This is a genomic window from Secundilactobacillus sp. MJ173 (assembly GCF_059704265.1).
In genome coordinates this window covers 1-19383 of the sequence record NZ_BAAKGN010000070.1, presented here as the reverse complement: position 1 = coordinate 19383, position 19383 = coordinate 1, and the positions used below count along the sequence as shown (strand labels likewise).

Sequence of the window (19383 nt, the reverse complement as noted above, 5' to 3'; positions counted from 1 at the left end):
CCACGGGTTTATGAGGAAGGGGCCTTACATGCAGCTATCTAAACGCCTTGCTTCCGCACTCTACTTTACAATAATCGTTGATACCTCTGCTTCTCTCATAATCGCACCCGCCACATGGCCAATCCTTAAATGGCCCCGGACTTTATGCGACCCCAAGAGAACCAAATCCGGCTTGAAATCCGGAATAATTTCCTCCAAAATGACCCGCTCCGGTTTTCCCTCGCCGATCAGTGGTTTAACTTCCTTTACGCCAAAGGCCCTTGCCTTACCAACGTACGTGTTTAAATCATGATAGATATCATCCCTGCGCGACTTAATAATATCGGGTGACAGCGATTGAAAAATGTTCATGTCACCAGTCTCCATCACCGACACAATCCCCAGTGTGATATCAAACGTCCGGGCCAACGTGCAGGCATAATTAAACGCCTTACGCGATGACTCATCATCATCATCGTCCACAGCCAGTAACAGCCGTTGATAACTCATTTCTTCCGCTTCAAAATCGTCTTCTGTCAGCATAATGCCAATGCCCTCCTAGTCTATTGCCACGAGTAATTCCGTTTCTCTAGAATAACTATAACATTCATGGACTAGAAAACAAGCGTTATTTAGGTTAACCAAACATTTTATTTTTGTTTCATTTATTTAAAGACTATTGGAATTAACATAGTGGCTGGACATTTCACCTTACAGCGAAAGTCTACCCATTAACATCATGGTAACAGTAATCACCGCACCACTGAAAATCAGAATTGTTGCTGACCATTCCAGCCGGTTCAAGTAGCGACCAGTATTGGTCTTCAGGGTTAAGGCATAGAGAATTATTCCTGGCACGTAGACTACTAAGCAGATAAACAAATACTGTAGGCCGGCTAATGTGATGCCAACCAGTTGGAACGTTAAAGCTGCGATTCCAATCAGTATTTGCAGCTTATTTCCTTTCACACTACGATTCTGCCAAGAATATTTGATCTGATACGCTGCCACGATAATGTAGCACACCACGATTGAAGCAGTACACAGACTGTACGCAAACTCATAAGCCTTCTCAGCAAAAATGAGGATGATCATGAAACCTTGCACCATGCAGGCGGTGGTCATTAACGCTAGGGTTGGTACACCGTGTTTGTTTTTTTTAGCAAATCGCTTTGGTAATAATCCTTGTTCCGCCATCATACCGAGCGTTTCAGCGGGTAACATAGTCCAAGACAGCCAGGCACCTAGAATAGAAATCAAGAGACCAATACTAATAAAACTACCACCCCACTGGCCAACCATTTCTTCAAAAATATAGACCATGGCAGGCTGCTTCATGGTAACTAACTCTGCACGGGAAAGATAACCATATGGCAAAATCGAGGCCAGAACATAGATTAATAGTAGGCAAGACACCCCAATTAAAGTTGACCGCCCGGCAATTCTACGGCTTTTTGCTCGGGAAGCTAACACTGTCGCGCCTTCAATCCCAACAAAGACCCACATCATGATCATGAGGCTGTTTCGAATTTGAGGCGCAATGGCACCTAACGTTAGGGAACCCCTGAAGTTACCCCAAAACTGCGCGGTAAAGATATGACCGTTAAATAGGATAATCGCTACAATAATAAACGTTAAAATGGGAATTAATTTGCAGACCGTTATGATAGTGTTCATCAAAGCCGCGCTTTCAATCCCATGATTAACTAAAAGCGTCAGCGACCAGGCGAGTATACTAGCTACCAGGATTGATATGGGACTGTTACCTCGCTGGAAGACGGGGAAAAAGTACCCTAACGTACTCATAAACACAGTGGCAAACGCCACGTTACCTAACCAAGCTGACATCCAATAACCCCAACCGCTGATAAACCCAACAAAGGAGCCAAATCCCGCTTTACCATACGAAAAAATACCTTCTAAGTCAGAACGTTTATTCAATAAGTTATTCAAACAAGACGCTAACATTAAGATTCCGAACCCAACAATCGCCCAGGATATCAGTGCTGCCCCTGGTGATGCGGCAACAGCCAGATCACTGCTCAACGCAAAAATACCGGAGCCAATCGCTGTCGTTACGACTAAGGCAGTAAGTGAAACACCGTTGATTTTGTGAGCCTGTGATGCCATAGGATTTCCCTCATTTCTTGGGGCAAATGTATACCATATACATTCACTCTTTTTTTGTATAGTTTTAGTTTAACCTAGTAAGGTTAACAAATTATGGGGAAAATATGAAATTTTTTCAATCTTAATCAATTAATAATTATGAAAACTTGTAAAATTCGTGTAATTGTTTAATTCTCAACATCCCCAGTGCATATATACAGAATGGCATTGTATAAAACGTGAATGTAATCCCTTACAAAACTTTTATAAAAGGTTTCGTTTTCTGCATAAAGTTACTGATGACATCAAGAAACCGTAACATCAGTCTATATTGGTTAGTGTTTCAATCATTTTGTCAGTTAAATTTTGTTATCACTAAACTTTAGTTCGATTCGTTAATATAACAAAACTCAGATTCAGCCATTTAACACAAACAAAGCGTATTCCGGTAAAGTTAGTTCACCGAAATACGCTTTGTTTGTGTCACATACTCTAATCATTCTATTTTTCCAAATAAGCTCTGGTGTAATCGTTCTCACCAACTGGGTGGTATTCGATACCCTTCAGTTTAGGATTGACCAAGTGACTTTCAACCATTGAGTACAAAGGTACTACTGGCATATTCTCGTTCAACCGACTTTGGGCGGTTCTCATATCCTTCCAGTAAGCTCCTTCGTTAGCAGCATTGTCAGTCGTAGCGTCCTTCATGGCAGCGTTGAATTGCGGGTCTTGATAGTGCGCGTAATTTTGCGGATTATTCTTCGTCAAGATTGAGAAGAAGTTTTCTGGATCCCCAAAATCAGCCAACCACAGCGTTTGATCAAAATCGAATGAACCAGACGTTTCCTTACCATTAGCAGCTTTCGAAGGTAAGTTTTCGGTGCTGACTTTAACGTTGCCTAAGTTTTGCTTCAACGTCCCCTGAACAAACTGAGCAACGTTCTTATCAGAAGTATCGTCAAGACCAACAAGGGTCAAATTAACCGTGCCCTTTAAATGAGCTTCCTGTAAACCTTGCTTCCAAAGTTCTTTAGCCTTAGCAACGTTATACGTTTCCTTCGGTGTCATCTCAGTAGCAAAATCCTTACCCGTCGTTGGATCAGTCGCTAAACCTCTTGCAACGTAAGTATAAGCAGGCTTTGAGCCATCCGCTAAAACATCCTTCGTCAAATGGTTCCGATCAACAGCTAAATAAACGGCCTGACGGAGCTTCTGATTGTTAAACGGCTTGCCAGCCTGATTGTTCAACCGCAGATAATAGTTACCCGCTTTTTGAACGTGTCGCAGGTCCTTGTCCTTTTGCATGCCTTGAGCAGTAACACCAGTGATTGTGGCATCATCCAGTTGCCCTTTAGCAAATAAGTTGTGGGCCGTGTTGGCATCCTTAACCACTTGCATGTCGATTTCCTTTAGATGAACTGCTTTTGGATCATAGTAGTTCGGGTTGCGTAACAACTTCCAGTTATCGTTGGTCCCAGTCCAACCAGTCACCTTGAAGGGACCATCGGAAACTACACGGTCAGAATTGGTACCGTACTTACTGCCATACTTCTGAACGACTTTTGAATCTTGTGGGAAGAAGGCAGGTAAAATCATCATCTTGCTGAAGTAAGGCATTGGGTGTTCCAAGTTTACCTGTAGTGTATGAGAATTCACCGCTTTAGCACCTAACTTAGTCGGCGACATCTTGCCATTACTGATTTGATCAGCATTCTGGATGCCAGAGAAGATGTAGTTGTAGCCGGACTTTGACTTATCAGAGACTGATCGTTGCCAAGACTTAACGAAATCCTCGGCTGTGACATCGTCACCGTTACTCCACTTGGCGTTTGGTCGCAGATGGAAAGTGTAAGTTTTGCCGTCATTCGTTGGTTTAACCACCGATTCCGCGATTCCAGGCGCCACTTTATTGTTGCTATCCTGACGGTACAAACCTTCAAAACTATTTTCCAAAACGTTCCACATGGCAAGGTCAGCGTAGTTTGAATTATCCAATGAGACTAAATCGGTATTTTGCATCAATGAAATTTTGTCGGTACTGCTACTTGCACTGCTATCTCCGGCCTTGCCGGCTGCGCTGGAGCAAGCTGCCAAAGTCACTGATAACGCCAACGCTAAACCGCCTAATAAAACTTTATTTTTCTGCATATGTATGTCCCCCTACTTCCTGTGTTTCTTTAAAGCTATGTGTTTCTACGTCATCCAAAAACTCTCCCAGTGTGTGGAAGAAGGCTTTCGGATTATCGGTACTGTGGCAATGCCCAGCATCCGGTGTGTAAACTAACCGTGAATTCTGCATTTCCCGGTGCATCCGTTCCGCTGCATCTAGCGGCATGGTGTCGTGATCGCCAAACGTCAGTAATGTAGGTGTTTTAATCTTATGTGTATCTGCTCGGCGATCCCACTCGGTCAGCTTGCCAACCATCACAAATTCATTGTCACCTTGGAAATAGTTGTAAACCGGTGTCGCCATGGTCTCCACGTTGTGCCGGAAACCATTTTCAGGATGACGCATGGCAAAATTCCGGTTCAAAACATCGACTAATTCGCGGTACTTTGGATCATCAAAGCGCTTGTCCGTTTCAACTTCCTTCATGTACCGGACTTGCCTTGGTGTCAGTGTTTCTTCACGCTCGCGATTCACGTTAACTATGTATTCATCTAGGTTATCGATCATACTCATGATGACCAAACCCTTTAAGTGTTCCGGATAATGCAGCGCGTACTCTTGTGCTAACAAGCCACCCCACGAATGACCCAATAAGTAAAATTGATCCAAACCAAGCTTTTTTCTGACCTCCTCTAACTCTGACAAATAATAATCAATCGTCAGGTATTTTCGATTCTCAGGTTGCGTATAATCCGGCTGGTCTGAATAAAACGACCCCAGCTGATCATACATAGAAACCCTCACATTGTGCTCTTTAAGATGGTCGGCGAAATCCTCAAACTCCTCATGAGTACCACCTGGTCCACCATGCACACACAGCAGATTAACATTCCCCTGACCTACTGTACGGGTAAACAAATGAAACCCATTATCCAACGTTACAATTCGACTCCCTTGCTGCATCCAAATCACCTCAATAACTATTATTTGTTAAGGCTGATTAAATAACAAAAACGCCCTACAGAGAACTAGTCTCCATAGGGCGTTTCCGCGGTACCACCTATCATTACTCAATATTCACACACTGAGTCTCTCAATCTACGGCTATATTAATAGCGATAGACCGGCGCTTTAATGGGCGCCTCCCAGTCTAGACTCAGTTTTAACTTGGCCCCGACCGCTCGAAGATGATAGTCATAGCCTCACTCATGTCTCCATTCCACCTACCGAAGACTCTCTGGTTTGATCACAGTTATGATGTTTCTTGTCATCACGTTTGTTATTTAATTTGCGTTAACTGCTTTCAACGATTTCCAATTTATTTCTCTTTGCTATAAAAGTCAAATCATTTTTTCATTTTGTCTTACTTTAAAGTTGCTCAGAACCGCGCCAATACAAGGATTACAAATCAAAAAATTATTTTTCAGTTGCGCTTACATAGCCAATCCGATGGTTATACCAAATCTGTTTGAACACATCGTTGGTGTTTTCTGTGATTAATCGCCCCACGGTATCGCCAGTTTTCACCCCAGTTAATTGGTCTGAAATGACGTATTGTTCTCCGGGTAATAGCTCACCAATAGCCGGTGCATCAGGCTGGGTCGAGCCGTATAGCGCTAACGGTTCATTGCCAACTTTTAAAATTTCCCGCTGCACTCCGACAACTTGAGATCGTTTCAACCAAGCCAGCTGTCCGTCAAAATTAATCGCAATCCAATCGCCTTGCTGAGCAACACAAACAAACTCTTCACCATAACTTGCTCGGTATGAAGAAGGGTCTGTTTTGATGCCAATGACGTCGTCTTCAAGCGTGGGCTGCTGGTATAAATCCACATAGTTACTGGTAATCCTGACTCCTTGGCCAACTTTTACGAGCTGGACAGTTTCTGCCTTAATGCCAAGTCGCCGAAACAGGTCTTCCCAATCAAAATACCAACCAGGATCACGATGCATTCCAGCTGCTTTTTCACGGGTAGGCGCAGCAACGTTGTCGTGTCCGAGCAGGTGAGCACGATCTAACGGGACGTGGTAGCGCGCCGACCACTCTAAAATCTGGTCAGCTAATGCCCGCATCATCGGCTCAGTGTACGTCGCCGCATCCTCAATATACGCTTCTTGTTCGATCCCAAGTGACCGGCAATTCATATCCCAGTTGCCCGCATGCCAAGCCACGTTTTCCGGTGCCACCATTTCAATGCGATGACCGTCCGCTTGGCGAATTACAACGTGCGCACTCACCTGATTGGCGCTTTGAAAACGGGCAATCGTGTCTGAATAACTTAACTCAGTGGCGTGAATCAAGATGTAACGTATCCTAACATCCGTTGGTCGCTCAGCACGCGTATAGTTGCTGGCTAGCGCAGGCTCAAACTCAGTCATTTGAATCTGCCAACGAAATGGTTCCTACTAACGTTGGTGCTACCATTCTGATGATATAGACAGTGATGGTGGTTGCACTAGGGTGTGCCTGCTTAATCGTGGCTAAATCCAACTGGATTCGACCTTCTTCATCCACATCAGCATAGTCAAAATGCTGCTGAGCAGTGGTATCAAACTGTCCGCCGTCATCAATAGTATACGCAAGTGTCACGGTTCGTTGATCAAACGGATCCTTTTGCGTCACCATTTCTGGTGTAATAGAGACCGTTTCATCCGCCTTTCGTACTGAAAAGGCAGTCCGATCATCGTTGGCAATTAGGTCAACTGATTCCCGGTTAGGCTGCATGAGACGTTCATAGCCACGATAGTTGCCACCAATGATGTAAGCAAGCCGTGAATGCCATGCTTCACTAAACTGTTCAAGTCGGTAAAGACGTTTGGCATCTTCATTACTGTCCGCAAAAGAATCATTAACGGCAACGTAGTCCACACCGTTCAACTGTGTAAAGCCCGTTACCAGTAACAAATGTCCGTAGGTGCTTCCAATAGCGTTCTCAACGTAAGGTAACTCACCATTATCCGGATCATTGGTATATTGCACACTGACGCCCACCGGATAGCCGGCTAAAATTTGCTGGCGAAGTCCGTCAAGATCAGTGTAGGCGGTGTAAGCACGGTAACCCATGCTGCCCGCTGCAGCGGTACTGAACGACCAGTTGCCAAAGCCATCATATGTGACATCTAAATTATGCAGTGCAAGCTCTTCAGGTAAAATATCAGCGTTCTGCCGATTAAGCGCCATAGAAATGGTGGTCGGACTGCAAATTCCCGGCGCCAGTTTGGGATCCCGAATTTCTTGGGAATACGCTGGTGTCGCAATGACCTTATCAACTGAGACTGTATGTTCATCAACCATGAGGTCATGCTGAACTGGTCGCACGCTGGCCGCCACTAATTTAAGAACTGGTGTCTGCTGCGGGTTTTCAGAGTATAAATGAACTCGTAGCTGTGCTTTAGTTCCCACACCAGCCTTAACCGTCAATGTATCCGTATCGATACCAGCTAGTGAATCTTCCCTATCCTGTTTGACACTGGCGCTTAACGCCTTGGTCGACCAGCGACCCCAGCTGTGCCAAGCCGACCAGCGCTCACCCTGATTAATCCGAGCTTCGACTTGAACCGAAGTTCCCTCCGGCGTTAAAGCGTTCCAAGAGGCAACCAAGTTTTTAAATTGCGGTAATTCAAAAACCGGCGTTGTTAAACTTCCCTCATTAACGTATTCGTTCTCACTTTGTTCAAGCACCAAAGCAGTCTGGTCAGCCGCAGCCAGCGTTAAGTGATCAGTAAATTCGCCTAAATCAATGGCAGAAAAATCGTCAAATACCTTAGTATTCGGTTTTTTAGCCGGTGCCTGAACCGTTTTATCTCGTCTATAGTAAAGGGCTAGTAAACCTGCTGCTAACCCAATCGTTGTCCCAAAAAGAAATTTTGATAGTTTCACAGTTTTATCCCCGCTTCTATGGTTAGTTAGTTTATTGACAGTAGTTATTCTGAATGTGTACAAAGTATACCATACTGTCCAGTAGGTGTTTATCAAACGCTTATCTAGATTTTTTTAAATTTTTCTTGTCGTCTCAATCATTAGAGACTCATGGGCTTTCATGTTCATCTCTCATCTTTTTCACATTTTAGTGTTGACATGGTTCAATACTGGGTGTAAATTGATACCAATCATTAAATTTAGATGAAAGGCGTTGACGAGAAACATCAACTCCATTTCGGATATAGAGAGTTGCCGGTTGGTGAAAGGCAATGACGAATGGACGCGATGATCATCTCCGAGCTGTGTGCCGAACCGGCTTAGGTCGTAGTAGAACACATTGGGTGCACCCATTATCGTGCCAAGCGTATCGCAGTTAATGCTGTACGTGAGAGGTAATTTCAGTAATGAAGTTATAAACTAAGGTGGTACCACGTGAAAGCGTCCTTAATCGCAACCAGATTGCGATCGAGGACGCTTTTTCGTTTTCTAAATTTAAGCAAACAAACATTAAAGGTGGTGAGGACAATTGGAAGTTGGCATTAAGAGCTCAGATGATAGCGATATTCAGATTACACATATTAACCGTTGTTCAAGCGCGAATGAAGTGCAATTTCTCATTGAACCCACCTATTTCGGGCGGGTCACACATAAGCTTTATTAGATTTCTCACACACATATTGAAACACCAGGTTACACATAGTTTCACAACATATCGTGTCAGCATATAGCACCATCACATATTGTATCAGCACATAGTTTTTATCTATCACATATCTTAAACATAAATTTTGGAGGTCTCGCCCATGAGTGAACAAGTATTAAGCAAACAATCATTATCAGAAAAAGAAGCTAAATTAGCACAGGATTTATTTGATGCCTACACCAGCCATAAGCCACTAACAGAAGCTGATTACACCGGCTACGCTGACAGCGAAGATGCTGCCTATCGTGTACAACGTCGGTTGACTGAAGACAAAAAAGAAGAAGTTGGCGGTTATAAAGTTTCCCTTACCAGCAAGCAAACCCAGGACATGTTCGATTCAGACAGCCCACTATACGGTGCTCAGGTTAAGAGTCACTTTGTAAAGTCACCTCACAACGTTAAAGCCGATGAAGTCATGGACCCATTAGCCGAAGTTGAAATGATGTTTACCGCTAAAGAAGACCTTTCTGCTAACGATTCACTAGAAGATCTCTTCTATAAAACAACTGTAGCGCCAGCTGTAGAAGTCCCAGATTCACGGTTCAGCGACTGGTTCCCAAGCCTATCTAAGTACATGGTTATGGCTGATGCAGCTGTTGGCGGCTACGTAGTATTCGGCGAAGAAAACGATACGGACAAACTCTTTGACAACCCCGATGACCTCGCTAACGTTACCTGCGAACTTTTCCACGATGGCAAGAAGCTTAAAGATGGTCAAGCTTCAGAAGTTCTAGGCAACCCACTGAATTCTCTACAATGGCTAGTCAAGAAGCTAGACGAACAAGGCATGCCAATGAAGGCTGGCCAACGGGTTTCAAGCGGTACCTTCCTACTACCAGAATCACTCACTAAGGGTGACTGGAAAGCTACCTTTGATAAGGGTATGGGCGCTGTTCTACTACATGTTGACCGGTAATTAATTGAAAAAAGCTTCTATTATAGGGGAGTATTATAGAATAAGTTTATCATCACTAATCTTGGGGATTAAAAGACGATGCTTTGCTGGCAATGATGGCCAGAAACATCGCCTTTTTTGTAGTTCAAAATATCCCCACCATTTAATATGCAAATAAGCGCCACCCTGACAATTATCGGGATGGCGCTTATTTGCATGCTGGAACGAAAAATTCAGTTACTACTCATTAAAATAGATTTAACTTTCCAATCCGTTCACAAGCTTCAGTAAACTTCGGTTCGTCGATCAGTAAGCCCACACGAACAAACCCTTCACCGCTCTTACCAAAGCCGGTACCTGGTGCCACTGCCACCGCTGCTTTGTCCAGCAACAGATCAGCAAATTCTTCACTGGTATAGCCTTTTGGTACGGGCATCCAGGCATAAAAGGCACCACCTGATGGGTACGGTTCCCAGCCAATTTTGCGGGCAGCAGCGTAAAAGTCATCCCGCCGTTTTTGATACAGCGCAACCAGTGATTTCACTGATGACTGATCACTATCCAATGCCGCAACCGCAGCGTCTTGAATTGCTGGGAAAAGTGAAACAAAGAGATGATCTTGAATCAAGTTGATGGCTTCGATCATGTCCGCGTTTCCTACCGCAAAACCAACACGCCAACCCGCCATGTTATATGACTTAGATAACGTATAAGTTTCAATACCAACTTCTTTGGCACCTGGCGTCTGCAAAAAACTAACTGGCCGTTTGCCATCAAAGCCAATCGCACCGTAAGCAAAGTCTTGAACCACACCAATGTGATGTGCTTCAGCAAACTTCACAGTATCCTCGTAAAACTCTGGCGTGGCTACAGCTCCAGTTGGATTGTTTGGATAGTTGAGATACATTAATTTAGCCTGCTCAACCACTTTAGGGTCTAACTGCTCATAATCTGGCAGATACTGTTTGTCAGGTGATAACGACATTAACTCGAGATTAACTTGTGCCAAAGCGATCCCTGAAAGATAGTCCGGATAACCTGGATCCGGCAACAGCATGGTATCACCGGGGTTTAATAACGCAAAAGGTAATTCAACCAACCCAATTTTAGAACCACCAAGAATCGCAACTTCTTTTTCAGGATCAAGATCAACGCCGTATTCACGCTTATAAAAATCAGCAGCAGCTTGCTTTAACCGAGGCATTCCACGAAATAACGAATACTTATGGTCAGCTGGCTTAGCCGTCGCTTCCTGCATCGCCTTCACAATAAAATCTGGTGTGGGCTGATCCGGGTTACCTTGCCCCAGATTAATCACGTCAGCACCAGACGCTGCTTTAGCGTTAACCTTAGCGACTAAATTCGCAAAAAACTGCTTAGGTAAGTGTTGCAATACTTTGGATTCTTCAAACTTCAAACCAAATTCCTCCTCATCAACTCATATGTAGTGTTGTATTTTAAATCTTTCGGACTGAATAAAAGTCCTGTTAAAATTCAATTAAAACACAATTAGGATACGGTTGCAAACCCAGGTGAATTAGTGCTTTAGTGAGCACTGACAGCGGAGATAAAAAAGCAGTTATCGTTCTTTCTATGTTAGGAATAATCACTTAAATAACGATATATATGGAAGAAACATTAGACAATGATTAGATAATCAAAATGAAAATAAGAAAATTGTTTCATCACCATCTTAAACCATTACGTGAATAAATGTGCAAAGAAGAATAATTATAGATATTTAAAATGGACAATAAAACGTTGCTCAGTAAACAATTCCCGATATATCAACGTTTACAACTAAACTATTCTTTCGCTAAGCAAGACTAAAAATGAATTATTTTACAAAATATTCAATTTATTTTCAGAAAAACTATTAACATTTGATTATTTTAGAGCTATGATATTCTCATAATTAGATGTTAGCTTTTATTACATAAATTGAGGAGGAAGAATATGAAACGTAGCTTTATAAAAATCGTTGGTGGTTTAATCGCCTTACTCTCGCTGTTTGCGGCGCTAAACTTTAGTCCCGCTCCTGCAAATGCTGAAACCACCTATCAGATTGCAACTGATTCCACTTTTCCACCATTTGAATTTGCCAACAGTCATAACAAATACGTTGGTATTGATATTGACTTGCTGCACGCCATTGCTAAGGATCAAGGCTTTAAAGTCAACATCAAGCCAACTAGCTTTAACGCCGCCGTGCAAAGTGTTCAATCAGGTCAGATGGATGGTGTTATTGCGGGTATGTCAATTACCAAAGAACGTGAAGCAACCTTCGACTTTTCAAAGGCTTACTTCATGTCTGGTGTTGTAATGGCAGCCAAGCCAAACGGTAAGATTACCAGCTTAAAGCAATTACGCGGCAAACGAGTCGCCGTTAAAACGGGGACTTCTGGTGCGCAATACGCACAAGCCATTCATAAGAAGTACGGCTTCAAAATCGTGACCTTTGATGAATCCAACGATATGTATCAGGATGTTTTAACTGGAAATTCAGCGGCCACCTTCGAAGATTCGCCGGTTATGAAATACGCTATTCGACAAGGAACTAAGCTGAAGATCTATACCAAGCCAGCACTCAGTGGCCCTTATGGTTTTGCTGTTAAGAAGGGACACAACAAAAAGCTCCTACGCATGTTTAACAACGGCCTAGCTGATCTAAAGGCTAACGGCGAATACGCTCGCATCACCAGACATTACCTAGGTGCTAGGGGCAGTTCCGACACAACTTCTGACCGAACCTTTCTTGGTTTAATCAAACAAAATAAAGGCGCACTGTTAGGCGGGTTTGAACAAACCGTTTGGTTAACCATCGTGGCCATCTTCTTCGCAACGTTGTTTGGTGTCATCGTTGGGTTGCTGGGTGTCGTTCCAAGTAAGTTCTGCAACGGTATCTCCACTACTTTGATTTATATTTTCCGTGGCTTACCACTACTAGTTTTAGCCCTCTTCATTTACACTGGGATTCCAAGTTTAACCGGTCAAAAGATTCCCGCCTTTATAGCCGGTATCGTCACCCTAATGTTTAACGAAGGCGCCTACATTGCCGCCTTTGTTAAAGGGGGTATCAATGCGGTTGATGATGGTCAGATGGAAGCGGCACGAAGCTTAGGCTTGCCGTTTGGTAAAGCCATGCGACGGGTCATCCTTCCTCAAGGCATCCGGATCATGATTCCTTCATTTATTAACCAATTTATTATCACGTTGAAGGATACTTCTATCCTATCGATCATTGGTATCATTGAATTAACTCAAACCGGGAAAATTATCATTGCCCGTAACCTAGAAGGGTTCAAAGTATGGACGATTGTCGCCATTATTTACCTCATCGTCATTACCCTATTAACATGGCTATCTAACTGGGTACAAAGGAGAGTGCGGCTATGAACGAAAAAATCAAAGTAAAAGTAACCAATTTAACTAAAAATTTCGGTGATAACCAAGTGTTAAAAGGCATTAATCTGGAAGTGCACGATAACGAAGTGGTTGTGGTCATCGGCCCTTCTGGTTCTGGGAAAAGTACCTTCTTAAGAAACTTGAACCGATTAGAAGCGCCAACTAGTGGTTCCATCGTCATCGATGATACAGATATCGCGGATCCGAAAACCGACATTAACAAGGTCCGTGAAAATATCGGGATGGTGTTCCAACACTTCAACTTATTCAGCAACTTATCCGTTAGCGAAAACATCATGTTAGCACCCGTGGAACTAGGAAAAGCAACTAAGGAAGAAGCTGCCAAACAAGCTAAGGAACTATTGGCCAGAGTTGGTTTGGAATCTAAATACGATGCCACCGTTCAATCGCTTTCAGGTGGGCAGCAGCAACGTGTTGCCATTGCCCGTGCCTTAGCGATGAATCCAAACGTCATGTTGTTTGACGAACCAACATCCGCTCTCGACCCTGAAATGGTCGGTGATGTTTTGGGGGTTATGAAACAACTTGCTACTCAAGGTATGACCATGATTGTCGTCACTCATGAGATGGGCTTCGCCAAAGAAGTGGCCGACCGCGTTGTTTTCGTCGATGATGGTAATATTCAAGAACAAGGAACCCCTGATGAAATCTTCAATCATCCAAAGGATCCGCGGCTGCAAAGCTTCTTGGATAAGGTGTTAAATGTTTAGAGTGTGAAAACAAGCGTTTAAAGAGTGGAGTATAAGGGCTCGAAACGGAAATTCCCACGGTTTTGGGGGATTTTTGTTTCGAGCCCTTATATGCAACTCTTTGCTTGTTTGAACACGTTTATAACAGGTACAAAAACAAGGCTGCCAGCCATTCAACTGGTAACCTTGTTTTTACTTAAACACTGTTTATTTAGCTGTTGCAACCATCTCTGGATGATCTAAAATTTCAACGTTAGTATCAATAATACCAGCCGCCGTCTTAAGGGTGATGAGGCCAAACTTATTCATATTAAGTTCTGGTGCTTCATTCAGGTAGTTATCTGCGTATCCTTTAATCAATACTGGACCCAAAGGACTAGTGATCGACTTATCGTAAATAACGTCAACGTTTTGTGGGTTGACCACTAAAAAACGAAAACTAACATCTAGCGAGCAAACGCCCACCTTAGAATAAGCACCAACACCGTCATCAAAATCTAAAATCAACTGGTCGCTATCAGTCATATGTTTCCGAAGTCGCTCCTGAACAGCTTGACTCATTTTAAGCGTCGTCATATCTCAATTCCCCCTTTTACTATGCGTCCATCTTCTCACAACTGAGACTAAACTACAATTAAGTTGCACACAATCTTTATTCGATTTACCGCCACTTTAAGCTATAATCAAAAGAAAAGACTCCGGAGGCCCCAAAATGAAATTTTCTGTCCTGGGTCCAGCTGGCACCTTCACTGATGCAGCTGCCCAAAAGTACCTCAGCTTACACCCCATCGATAATATTGAACTTGACTATCACGATACCTTTGATCAGGTTTACCAAGCCGTTACCCCAGATGGCTTGGGCTTGTTACCATTAGAAAACCAACTGGATGGCTTCGTGCTAGCAACGTTGCAACGCTTGCAAGTCGCTGACATTACCGAAATAGGTGAAGTGACCGTACCAGTTAACTTTGGCTTAGCAGGTAAAGTGAACAGTTTAAGCGAAATTAAACGAATTTACGTTCAATTCAAAACTGAAGGTCAGTGTCAAAAACTACTGACTCAATTACCAAATGCGCAGATCATCACCACTTCCAGCAACATGATCTCCGTTGAAAAATTGCGGGATGGTCAACAAGGTGACGCTGCTATCATGCCACAGTCTCAGCTTGAAGAAGCTGACTATCCGTTTAAGCTAGCAAACGTTGCCGACCAATCGGATAACAACACCCGTTTCATTATCTTCAAAAAACAGCCGGCTATGCTGGAATTCCCAACACAACCGGCTGAAGATGAAACTGCCTCATTCAAATCTGCACTTTTTATTACACCGCCAACTGAAGAAGTTGGGGTGCTCTACCAGATTTTATCTTATTTTGCGAAAACTCATCTAAACCTGGTCACTATCATGTCCATGCCAACCCGACAAAAGATTGGTATCTACTCTTTTTACATCGAAATCTCCGGCACGCTCAAGCAAAAACAGACCTTGTTTGAAACGCTTCAGCGGATGGCTGACGTTTATACGATTCATCCGCTTGGAATTTATGCACTCTGAGTTGTTTTAGTTTTCATTGCTTCTGCTTTAGCAGCATCGCGCGCTTTCTTCTCATTTGCCCGGTGATATTCGGCCAAGTGAACCAAGTTCGTTAAGAAGATATGGGTTTTAGCTTCGTAGTTATGTTCACGACCCAGTTTGGCAATATAGCCATTGATATAATCAACTTCAGTTGGCCGATCATGAATCATATCTTGATACATGGATGGGTAATGCAATGGCATGTCGATCCGGGTGTTAATGTCCAACGCATGCATTTCTTCTTCACGGCTTGAAACCAGTGTGATGCCATCACGTTCACAAATATCATAAGCTTCATCAATCAGCTGACGGCCAAGGTCATAAGCCTTTTCAAAGTTACCAAGTTCACCCATTGGAATTTCAAACATGGTGCACAGTGTGTTGATAACTGAGTTGAAAATAACTTTTGTCATCAAGGTACCCTTGAAGTTGGTGGTCAACGTTGGGTGCATCTGCGCTTTTTCGAGTTCATCAAAGAGCCGGTGGGTCATCTCATCAGGTTTTTCAGTTAAGTTTGCCATGTTCATCTTACCGGCACCACGCTTACCCATGAAGTCAACGTCGCCAGGGCCATTAAGAACAGTGGCAATCAGTGCGGTACCAGCGATGATCTTATCATCCGCGAAGTACTGCTGAAGTTTTTCAATATGACCCATCCCGTTCATGCAGGTAAAGGCATATTGGCGATCGTTAAAGAAGTGTTCGCAACGTTTCAGAAAATCTGCAAGTTGCATCTGCTTCGTGAAGAAAATCAGCATGTCGGGATCACCGTGATAGCTTTCGGGCGTTTCCAATTTAATAGGAACCAGATGGCGATCTTTATGGTCACGAGAAACGTATGCACCACCCTGTTCGCGGATCTTATCAATATTTGGCTGCCAAGTATCAATAAATGTAACATCGTTACCAGCCTCTTGTAATAAAATCCCATAACGTAAACCCATTGCACCTGCACCGATCATTGCGAATTTCATTAAAATCACACTCCAATTTTTTATTTAACAAGAAAAAGCGCCCTTGATCAAGTTCATCACTTGATCAAGGGCGCTTGTGCGCTGTACCACCTTAATTTATGCCATCTTTACAGATAGACACCTCTCACGTACGGTCCCGGGACGATACGCTGATCCAGTAAGGCGGATACACCATGAACACTCATAATTTCGCATCCATTGCTCAAAGGCTACTTTCATTACTGGCTTGGACACCCCTTCGCACTTTACGGGGTTCACTTGGTCTTTACCAATAACTACTCTCCTTATCATCGCATTTGCTTTTTCTCATCATTTGTTAACGTGTTTTTAATATATACCCTGTTTTCTCATCCGTCAAGGGAAAATCAAATTAAATATCGTGGTTTTTCTTTAAATACCAGAGTAATAACCCAATCGGGACAATCGAAATAGTCACCGAAAGCAACCAGCTCCAAGGTTCCTTGGCCAAAGGTAACGGCATGTTCTGTCCCCAAAAGCCCGAGACAATGGGGGGAATTGCTAACGCTAGCGACCAAACCGTTAATAGTCGCATCGTGTTATTAATACTATTATCCAAGATATTGCTGTAACTGCTAACGACCTGTTCAGCAATTTCCGCCGCAATATTCGCCATTTCACGACTCTGTTCAACTTCAACTCGCAGATCTTTTAGGTGTTGCAGTTCTGATTTCGATAGACTCAAGGGATCATCATCTGCATCCGACATCACTTGAACCTGACGAATCGCAATCAAGTTATTATTCGCGGCAGTTTTTAAGTATACAAGCCGTTTATCCAAGTTGGATAACTGGGTAATCTGCTTATTGCTTGGCCGTCTTTGAAAAGTTTCTAAAGATTCACGGGCTTTATTCATATCATCAATACGGTCTAAGTAATCTTCGTTCAGTTTAAAAATGAGTTTAAAGGCAATGGTCATCAGACTATCGACCGGCTTTTGTTCCTCACTCCTGATATCATCAATGACTTCTTTTAGCGAATCCGTGACGTAAGTATTTCTGGGATGAGTGACCGTGATCAAATTTTGGTCCTTAATAATGATACAAAAAGGAACGGTTTCCAAAAATTCGCCGCCATCCGAACCTTTCTCACCTTGGTTGACCGACCGAAAAATCAGCAGACTGCACCCCGTTTCCGGATCGTAATCGAATCGTGCCCGTTCACGGATATCTCGCATGTACCCAATGTACTTTTTCTTAATTTGGTAGGCGTCTCTCAACTGATTAAAATCATGCGTATCGGGCTCATCCACTGAAACCCAGTTTAGATCCTGCCATAGTTGATGTTGTTCAATCATATTGCACCTTCATCCGTCGTTTCTTCCTATTCTACAACTTTTCGGTCTCTTTCGAGTGATGCTGAATATATATTATTAATGAGATAGGAATACCATCACTTTAAGTCAATTTTGCGCAATTATATTCATCATCAGGATTTAATTTGCACTTACTCCTAACTTCGTGTAACATTATTCTCATACAAAACTAATAATAATTAATGGGGTAGAGCTAATATCTTCCATGACATTGTAACGTCGAATACAGACGCTACCTATAAAGTTGACGATTAGTTTTAATTTCAAGGGGAACCTCATTTTTATGTGAAAGGGATTAGAAATCATGAAACGAAAATTAAGTGCACGTCAGATGCAGATGATTGCGCTGGGCGGAACGATTGGTGTTGGACTCTTCATGGGTTCCACATCAACCATTAAGTGGACCGGCCCATCTGTATTGATTGCCTATGCCATCGCTGGGATTTTCCTATATCTCATTATGCGGGCGTTAGGGGAAATGCTTTACGTTGATCCAGATACCGGATCATTTTCAAAGTTTGCCACTGAATACATCAGTCCACTGGCTGGTTACTTAACGGCTTGGAGTAATATTTTCCAATTTGTGATCGTTGGTATGAGTGAAATGATTGCGATTGGTGGCTACTTTAAGTTCTGGTGGCCCGGACTACCGGCTTGGATACCCGGCATCGTTGCCATTACCTTCCTGTGTCTAGCCAACTTGATTTCAGTTAAGATGTTTGGTGAACTTGAATTTTGGTTTGCCTTGATCAAGGTTGTTACCATTATCTTAATGATTGTTATTGGCCTTGGCTTAATCGTCTTTGGGATTGGTAACCACTTCCACCCAATTGGTATCACCAATATGTGGACTCACGGCTTCTTCACTGGTGGTTTCAAAGGCTTCATCTTCGCTCTATCAATCGTGCTTGCTTCTTATCAAGGTATCGAATTGATTGGGGTCACTGCTGGTGAAGCTGAAAACCCTCAGCAAACGTTGGTTAAGGCGATTCGTTCAACCGTCTTTAGAATTTTGATCTTCTATATTGGTGCTATTTTTGTTATCTTGAGCATTTACCCATGGAATCAGTTAAATAACGTTGGCTCACCATTCGTTGAGACCTTCGCTAAAATCGGGATTACCTCGGCTGCTTCTATTATTAACTTCGTTGTGATCACCGCGGCCTTATCTGGTTCTAACTCAGGTATTTACAGTGCCAGTCGGATGTCGTTCACCTTGGCTAATAACGGTCAGCTACCTAAGCGCTTCTTAAAGTTAAACCGTCATGGCGTACCGTTCTACTCCGTTATCGCTATTTCATTAGGAATCTTCTTAGGGGTCGTGCTTGACTTTGTGGCACCATACTTCTTTAAAGATGCTGACAATATTTTCGTTATGGTATACAGTTCCAGTGTCCTGCCAGGGATGATTCCTTGGATTGTTATCTTGATCAGCCAACTTGAATTTAGAAAACAGCACCAGGATGCGATGACTAAACATCCGTTCAAAATGCCGCTTTCACCATGGTCAAATTACATTACACTGGCATTCTTATTCGTGACATTGGTCTTCATGTTCTTTAACCCAGAAACACGTGTATCTATCATCGTGGGTGTTATCTTCCTAGCAATCATGACGCTCTTGTACTTCGTTAAATTTCATGGGAAAGTCAAAAACATTTAAATAA

General features: G+C 43.0%; 15 protein-coding genes and 1 other annotated feature. Of the genes, 5 read left to right on the top strand and 10 right to left on the bottom strand.

Going from position 1 to position 19383, the window contains the following annotated elements; translation table 11 throughout:
- Window positions 1-60: 60 nt before the first annotated feature.
- The 6 genes from AC6H04_RS11170 to AC6H04_RS11145 all read right to left on the bottom strand — a co-directional run bounded on the left by AC6H04_RS11170 (window position 61) and on the right by AC6H04_RS11145 (window position 8078).
- Entirely contained in the window at window positions 61-522 is a 462-nt protein-coding gene (locus AC6H04_RS11170; RefSeq protein WP_497571747.1) for a universal stress protein, read from the bottom strand.
- Between the two features lie 168 nt (window positions 523-690).
- Window positions 691-2109, bottom strand: a complete 1419-nt coding sequence (gene arcD, locus AC6H04_RS11165) for an arginine-ornithine antiporter (protein WP_497571746.1) — start codon at window positions 2107-2109, stop codon at window positions 691-693.
- Between the two features lie 480 nt (window positions 2110-2589).
- Window positions 2590-4236: a peptide ABC transporter substrate-binding protein gene (locus AC6H04_RS11160; RefSeq protein WP_497571745.1), complete on the bottom strand. Its 1647-nt coding sequence runs from the start codon at window positions 4234-4236 to the stop codon at window positions 2590-2592.
- On the bottom strand, window positions 4223-5161 hold the full coding sequence (locus AC6H04_RS11155) for a proline iminopeptidase-family hydrolase (protein ID WP_497571744.1): 939 nt from the start codon (window positions 5159-5161) through the stop codon (window positions 4223-4225). The genes AC6H04_RS11160 and AC6H04_RS11155 overlap by 14 nt, the downstream gene beginning before the upstream one ends.
- Before the next feature lie 453 nt (window positions 5162-5614).
- Window positions 5615-6577, bottom strand: a complete 963-nt coding sequence (locus AC6H04_RS11150) for an N-acetylmuramoyl-L-alanine amidase (RefSeq protein ID WP_497571743.1) — start codon at window positions 6575-6577, stop codon at window positions 5615-5617.
- Window positions 6570-8078, bottom strand: coding sequence for a C39 family peptidase (locus tag AC6H04_RS11145; protein ID WP_497571742.1), 1509 nt, complete (start codon window positions 8076-8078; stop codon window positions 6570-6572). The genes AC6H04_RS11150 and AC6H04_RS11145 overlap by 8 nt, the downstream gene beginning before the upstream one ends.
- Before the next feature lie 244 nt (window positions 8079-8322).
- Window positions 8323-8569: a binding site (T-box leader), on the top strand.
- Window positions 8570-8923: 354 nt separating this feature from the next.
- Between AC6H04_RS11145 and AC6H04_RS11140 the strand changes: the two genes are divergently transcribed.
- Window positions 8924-9739: a 2-keto-4-pentenoate hydratase gene (locus tag AC6H04_RS11140; RefSeq protein WP_497571741.1), complete on the top strand. Its 816-nt coding sequence runs from the start codon at window positions 8924-8926 to the stop codon at window positions 9737-9739.
- A gap of 226 nt (window positions 9740-9965) precedes the next feature.
- Here the strand turns inward: AC6H04_RS11140 and AC6H04_RS11135 are convergent, their stop codons facing one another.
- Entirely contained in the window at window positions 9966-11135 is a 1170-nt protein-coding gene (locus tag AC6H04_RS11135; protein ID WP_497571740.1) for a pyridoxal phosphate-dependent aminotransferase, read from the bottom strand.
- Window positions 11136-11674: 539 nt separating this feature from the next.
- On the opposite strand from AC6H04_RS11135, the gene AC6H04_RS11130 reads away from it, so the two are divergent.
- Window positions 11675-13114 carry an amino acid ABC transporter substrate-binding protein/permease gene (locus AC6H04_RS11130; protein ID WP_497571739.1) on the top strand — a complete coding sequence of 480 codons (1440 nt, stop codon included), beginning with the start codon at window positions 11675-11677 and terminating at the stop codon, window positions 13112-13114.
- Window positions 13111-13854: an amino acid ABC transporter ATP-binding protein gene (locus tag AC6H04_RS11125; protein WP_497571738.1), complete on the top strand. Its 744-nt coding sequence runs from the start codon at window positions 13111-13113 to the stop codon at window positions 13852-13854. Before AC6H04_RS11130 ends, AC6H04_RS11125 begins: the two co-directional genes overlap by 4 nt.
- A 186-nt stretch (window positions 13855-14040) precedes the next feature.
- Here the strand turns inward: AC6H04_RS11125 and AC6H04_RS11120 are convergent, their stop codons facing one another.
- Window positions 14041-14409, bottom strand: coding sequence for an iron-sulfur cluster biosynthesis family protein (locus tag AC6H04_RS11120; protein WP_497571737.1), 369 nt, complete (start codon window positions 14407-14409; stop codon window positions 14041-14043).
- A gap of 136 nt (window positions 14410-14545) precedes the next feature.
- Between AC6H04_RS11120 and AC6H04_RS11115 the strand changes: the two genes are divergently transcribed.
- Window positions 14546-15388: a prephenate dehydratase gene (locus AC6H04_RS11115; protein ID WP_497571736.1), complete on the top strand. Its 843-nt coding sequence runs from the start codon at window positions 14546-14548 to the stop codon at window positions 15386-15388.
- Here AC6H04_RS11115 and AC6H04_RS11110 read toward each other — a convergent pair.
- Window positions 15376-16383: a ketopantoate reductase family protein gene (locus AC6H04_RS11110; protein ID WP_497571735.1), complete on the bottom strand. Its 1008-nt coding sequence runs from the start codon at window positions 16381-16383 to the stop codon at window positions 15376-15378. The genes AC6H04_RS11115 and AC6H04_RS11110 overlap by 13 nt on opposite strands.
- Before the next feature lie 370 nt (window positions 16384-16753).
- Window positions 16754-17698: a magnesium transporter CorA family protein gene (locus AC6H04_RS11105; protein ID WP_497571734.1), complete on the bottom strand. Its 945-nt coding sequence runs from the start codon at window positions 17696-17698 to the stop codon at window positions 16754-16756.
- A 322-nt stretch (window positions 17699-18020) separates the two neighbouring features.
- On the opposite strand from AC6H04_RS11105, the gene AC6H04_RS11100 reads away from it, so the two are divergent.
- Window positions 18021-19379 carry an amino acid permease gene (locus tag AC6H04_RS11100; protein ID WP_497571733.1) on the top strand — a complete coding sequence of 453 codons (1359 nt, stop codon included), beginning with the start codon at window positions 18021-18023 and terminating at the stop codon, window positions 19377-19379.
- Window positions 19380-19383 lie beyond the last annotated feature (4 nt).

Excerpts from the sequence above, each read along its gene's own strand:
- arcD (WP_497571746.1), bottom strand. The coding sequence starts at position 2,109 with ATGGCATCACAGGCTCACAAAATCAACGGTGTTTCACTTACTGCCTTA.
- AC6H04_RS11130 (WP_497571739.1), top strand. The coding sequence starts at position 11,675 with ATGAAACGTAGCTTTATAAAAATCGTTGGTGGTTTAATCGCCTTACTC.
- AC6H04_RS11115 (WP_497571736.1), top strand. The coding sequence starts at position 14,546 with ATGAAATTTTCTGTCCTGGGTCCAGCTGGCACCTTCACTGATGCAGCT.
- AC6H04_RS11110 (WP_497571735.1), bottom strand. The coding sequence starts at position 16,383 with ATGAAATTCGCAATGATCGGTGCAGGTGCAATGGGTTTACGTTATGGG.
- AC6H04_RS11155 (WP_497571744.1), bottom strand. The coding sequence starts at position 5,161 with ATGCAGCAAGGGAGTCGAATTGTAACGTTGGATAATGGGTTTCATTTG.
- AC6H04_RS11125 (WP_497571738.1), top strand. The coding sequence starts at position 13,111 with ATGAACGAAAAAATCAAAGTAAAAGTAACCAATTTAACTAAAAATTTC.
- AC6H04_RS11160 (WP_497571745.1), bottom strand. The coding sequence starts at position 4,236 with ATGCAGAAAAATAAAGTTTTATTAGGCGGTTTAGCGTTGGCGTTATCA.
- AC6H04_RS11140 (WP_497571741.1), top strand. The coding sequence starts at position 8,924 with ATGAGTGAACAAGTATTAAGCAAACAATCATTATCAGAAAAAGAAGCT.
- AC6H04_RS11170 (WP_497571747.1), bottom strand. The coding sequence starts at position 522 with ATGCTGACAGAAGACGATTTTGAAGCGGAAGAAATGAGTTATCAACGG.
- AC6H04_RS11105 (WP_497571734.1), bottom strand. The coding sequence starts at position 17,698 with ATGATTGAACAACATCAACTATGGCAGGATCTAAACTGGGTTTCAGTG.
- AC6H04_RS11120 (WP_497571737.1), bottom strand. The coding sequence starts at position 14,409 with ATGACGACGCTTAAAATGAGTCAAGCTGTTCAGGAGCGACTTCGGAAA.
- AC6H04_RS11150 (WP_497571743.1), bottom strand. The coding sequence starts at position 6,577 with ATGACTGAGTTTGAGCCTGCGCTAGCCAGCAACTATACGCGTGCTGAG.
- AC6H04_RS11100 (WP_497571733.1), top strand. The coding sequence starts at position 18,021 with ATGAAACGAAAATTAAGTGCACGTCAGATGCAGATGATTGCGCTGGGC.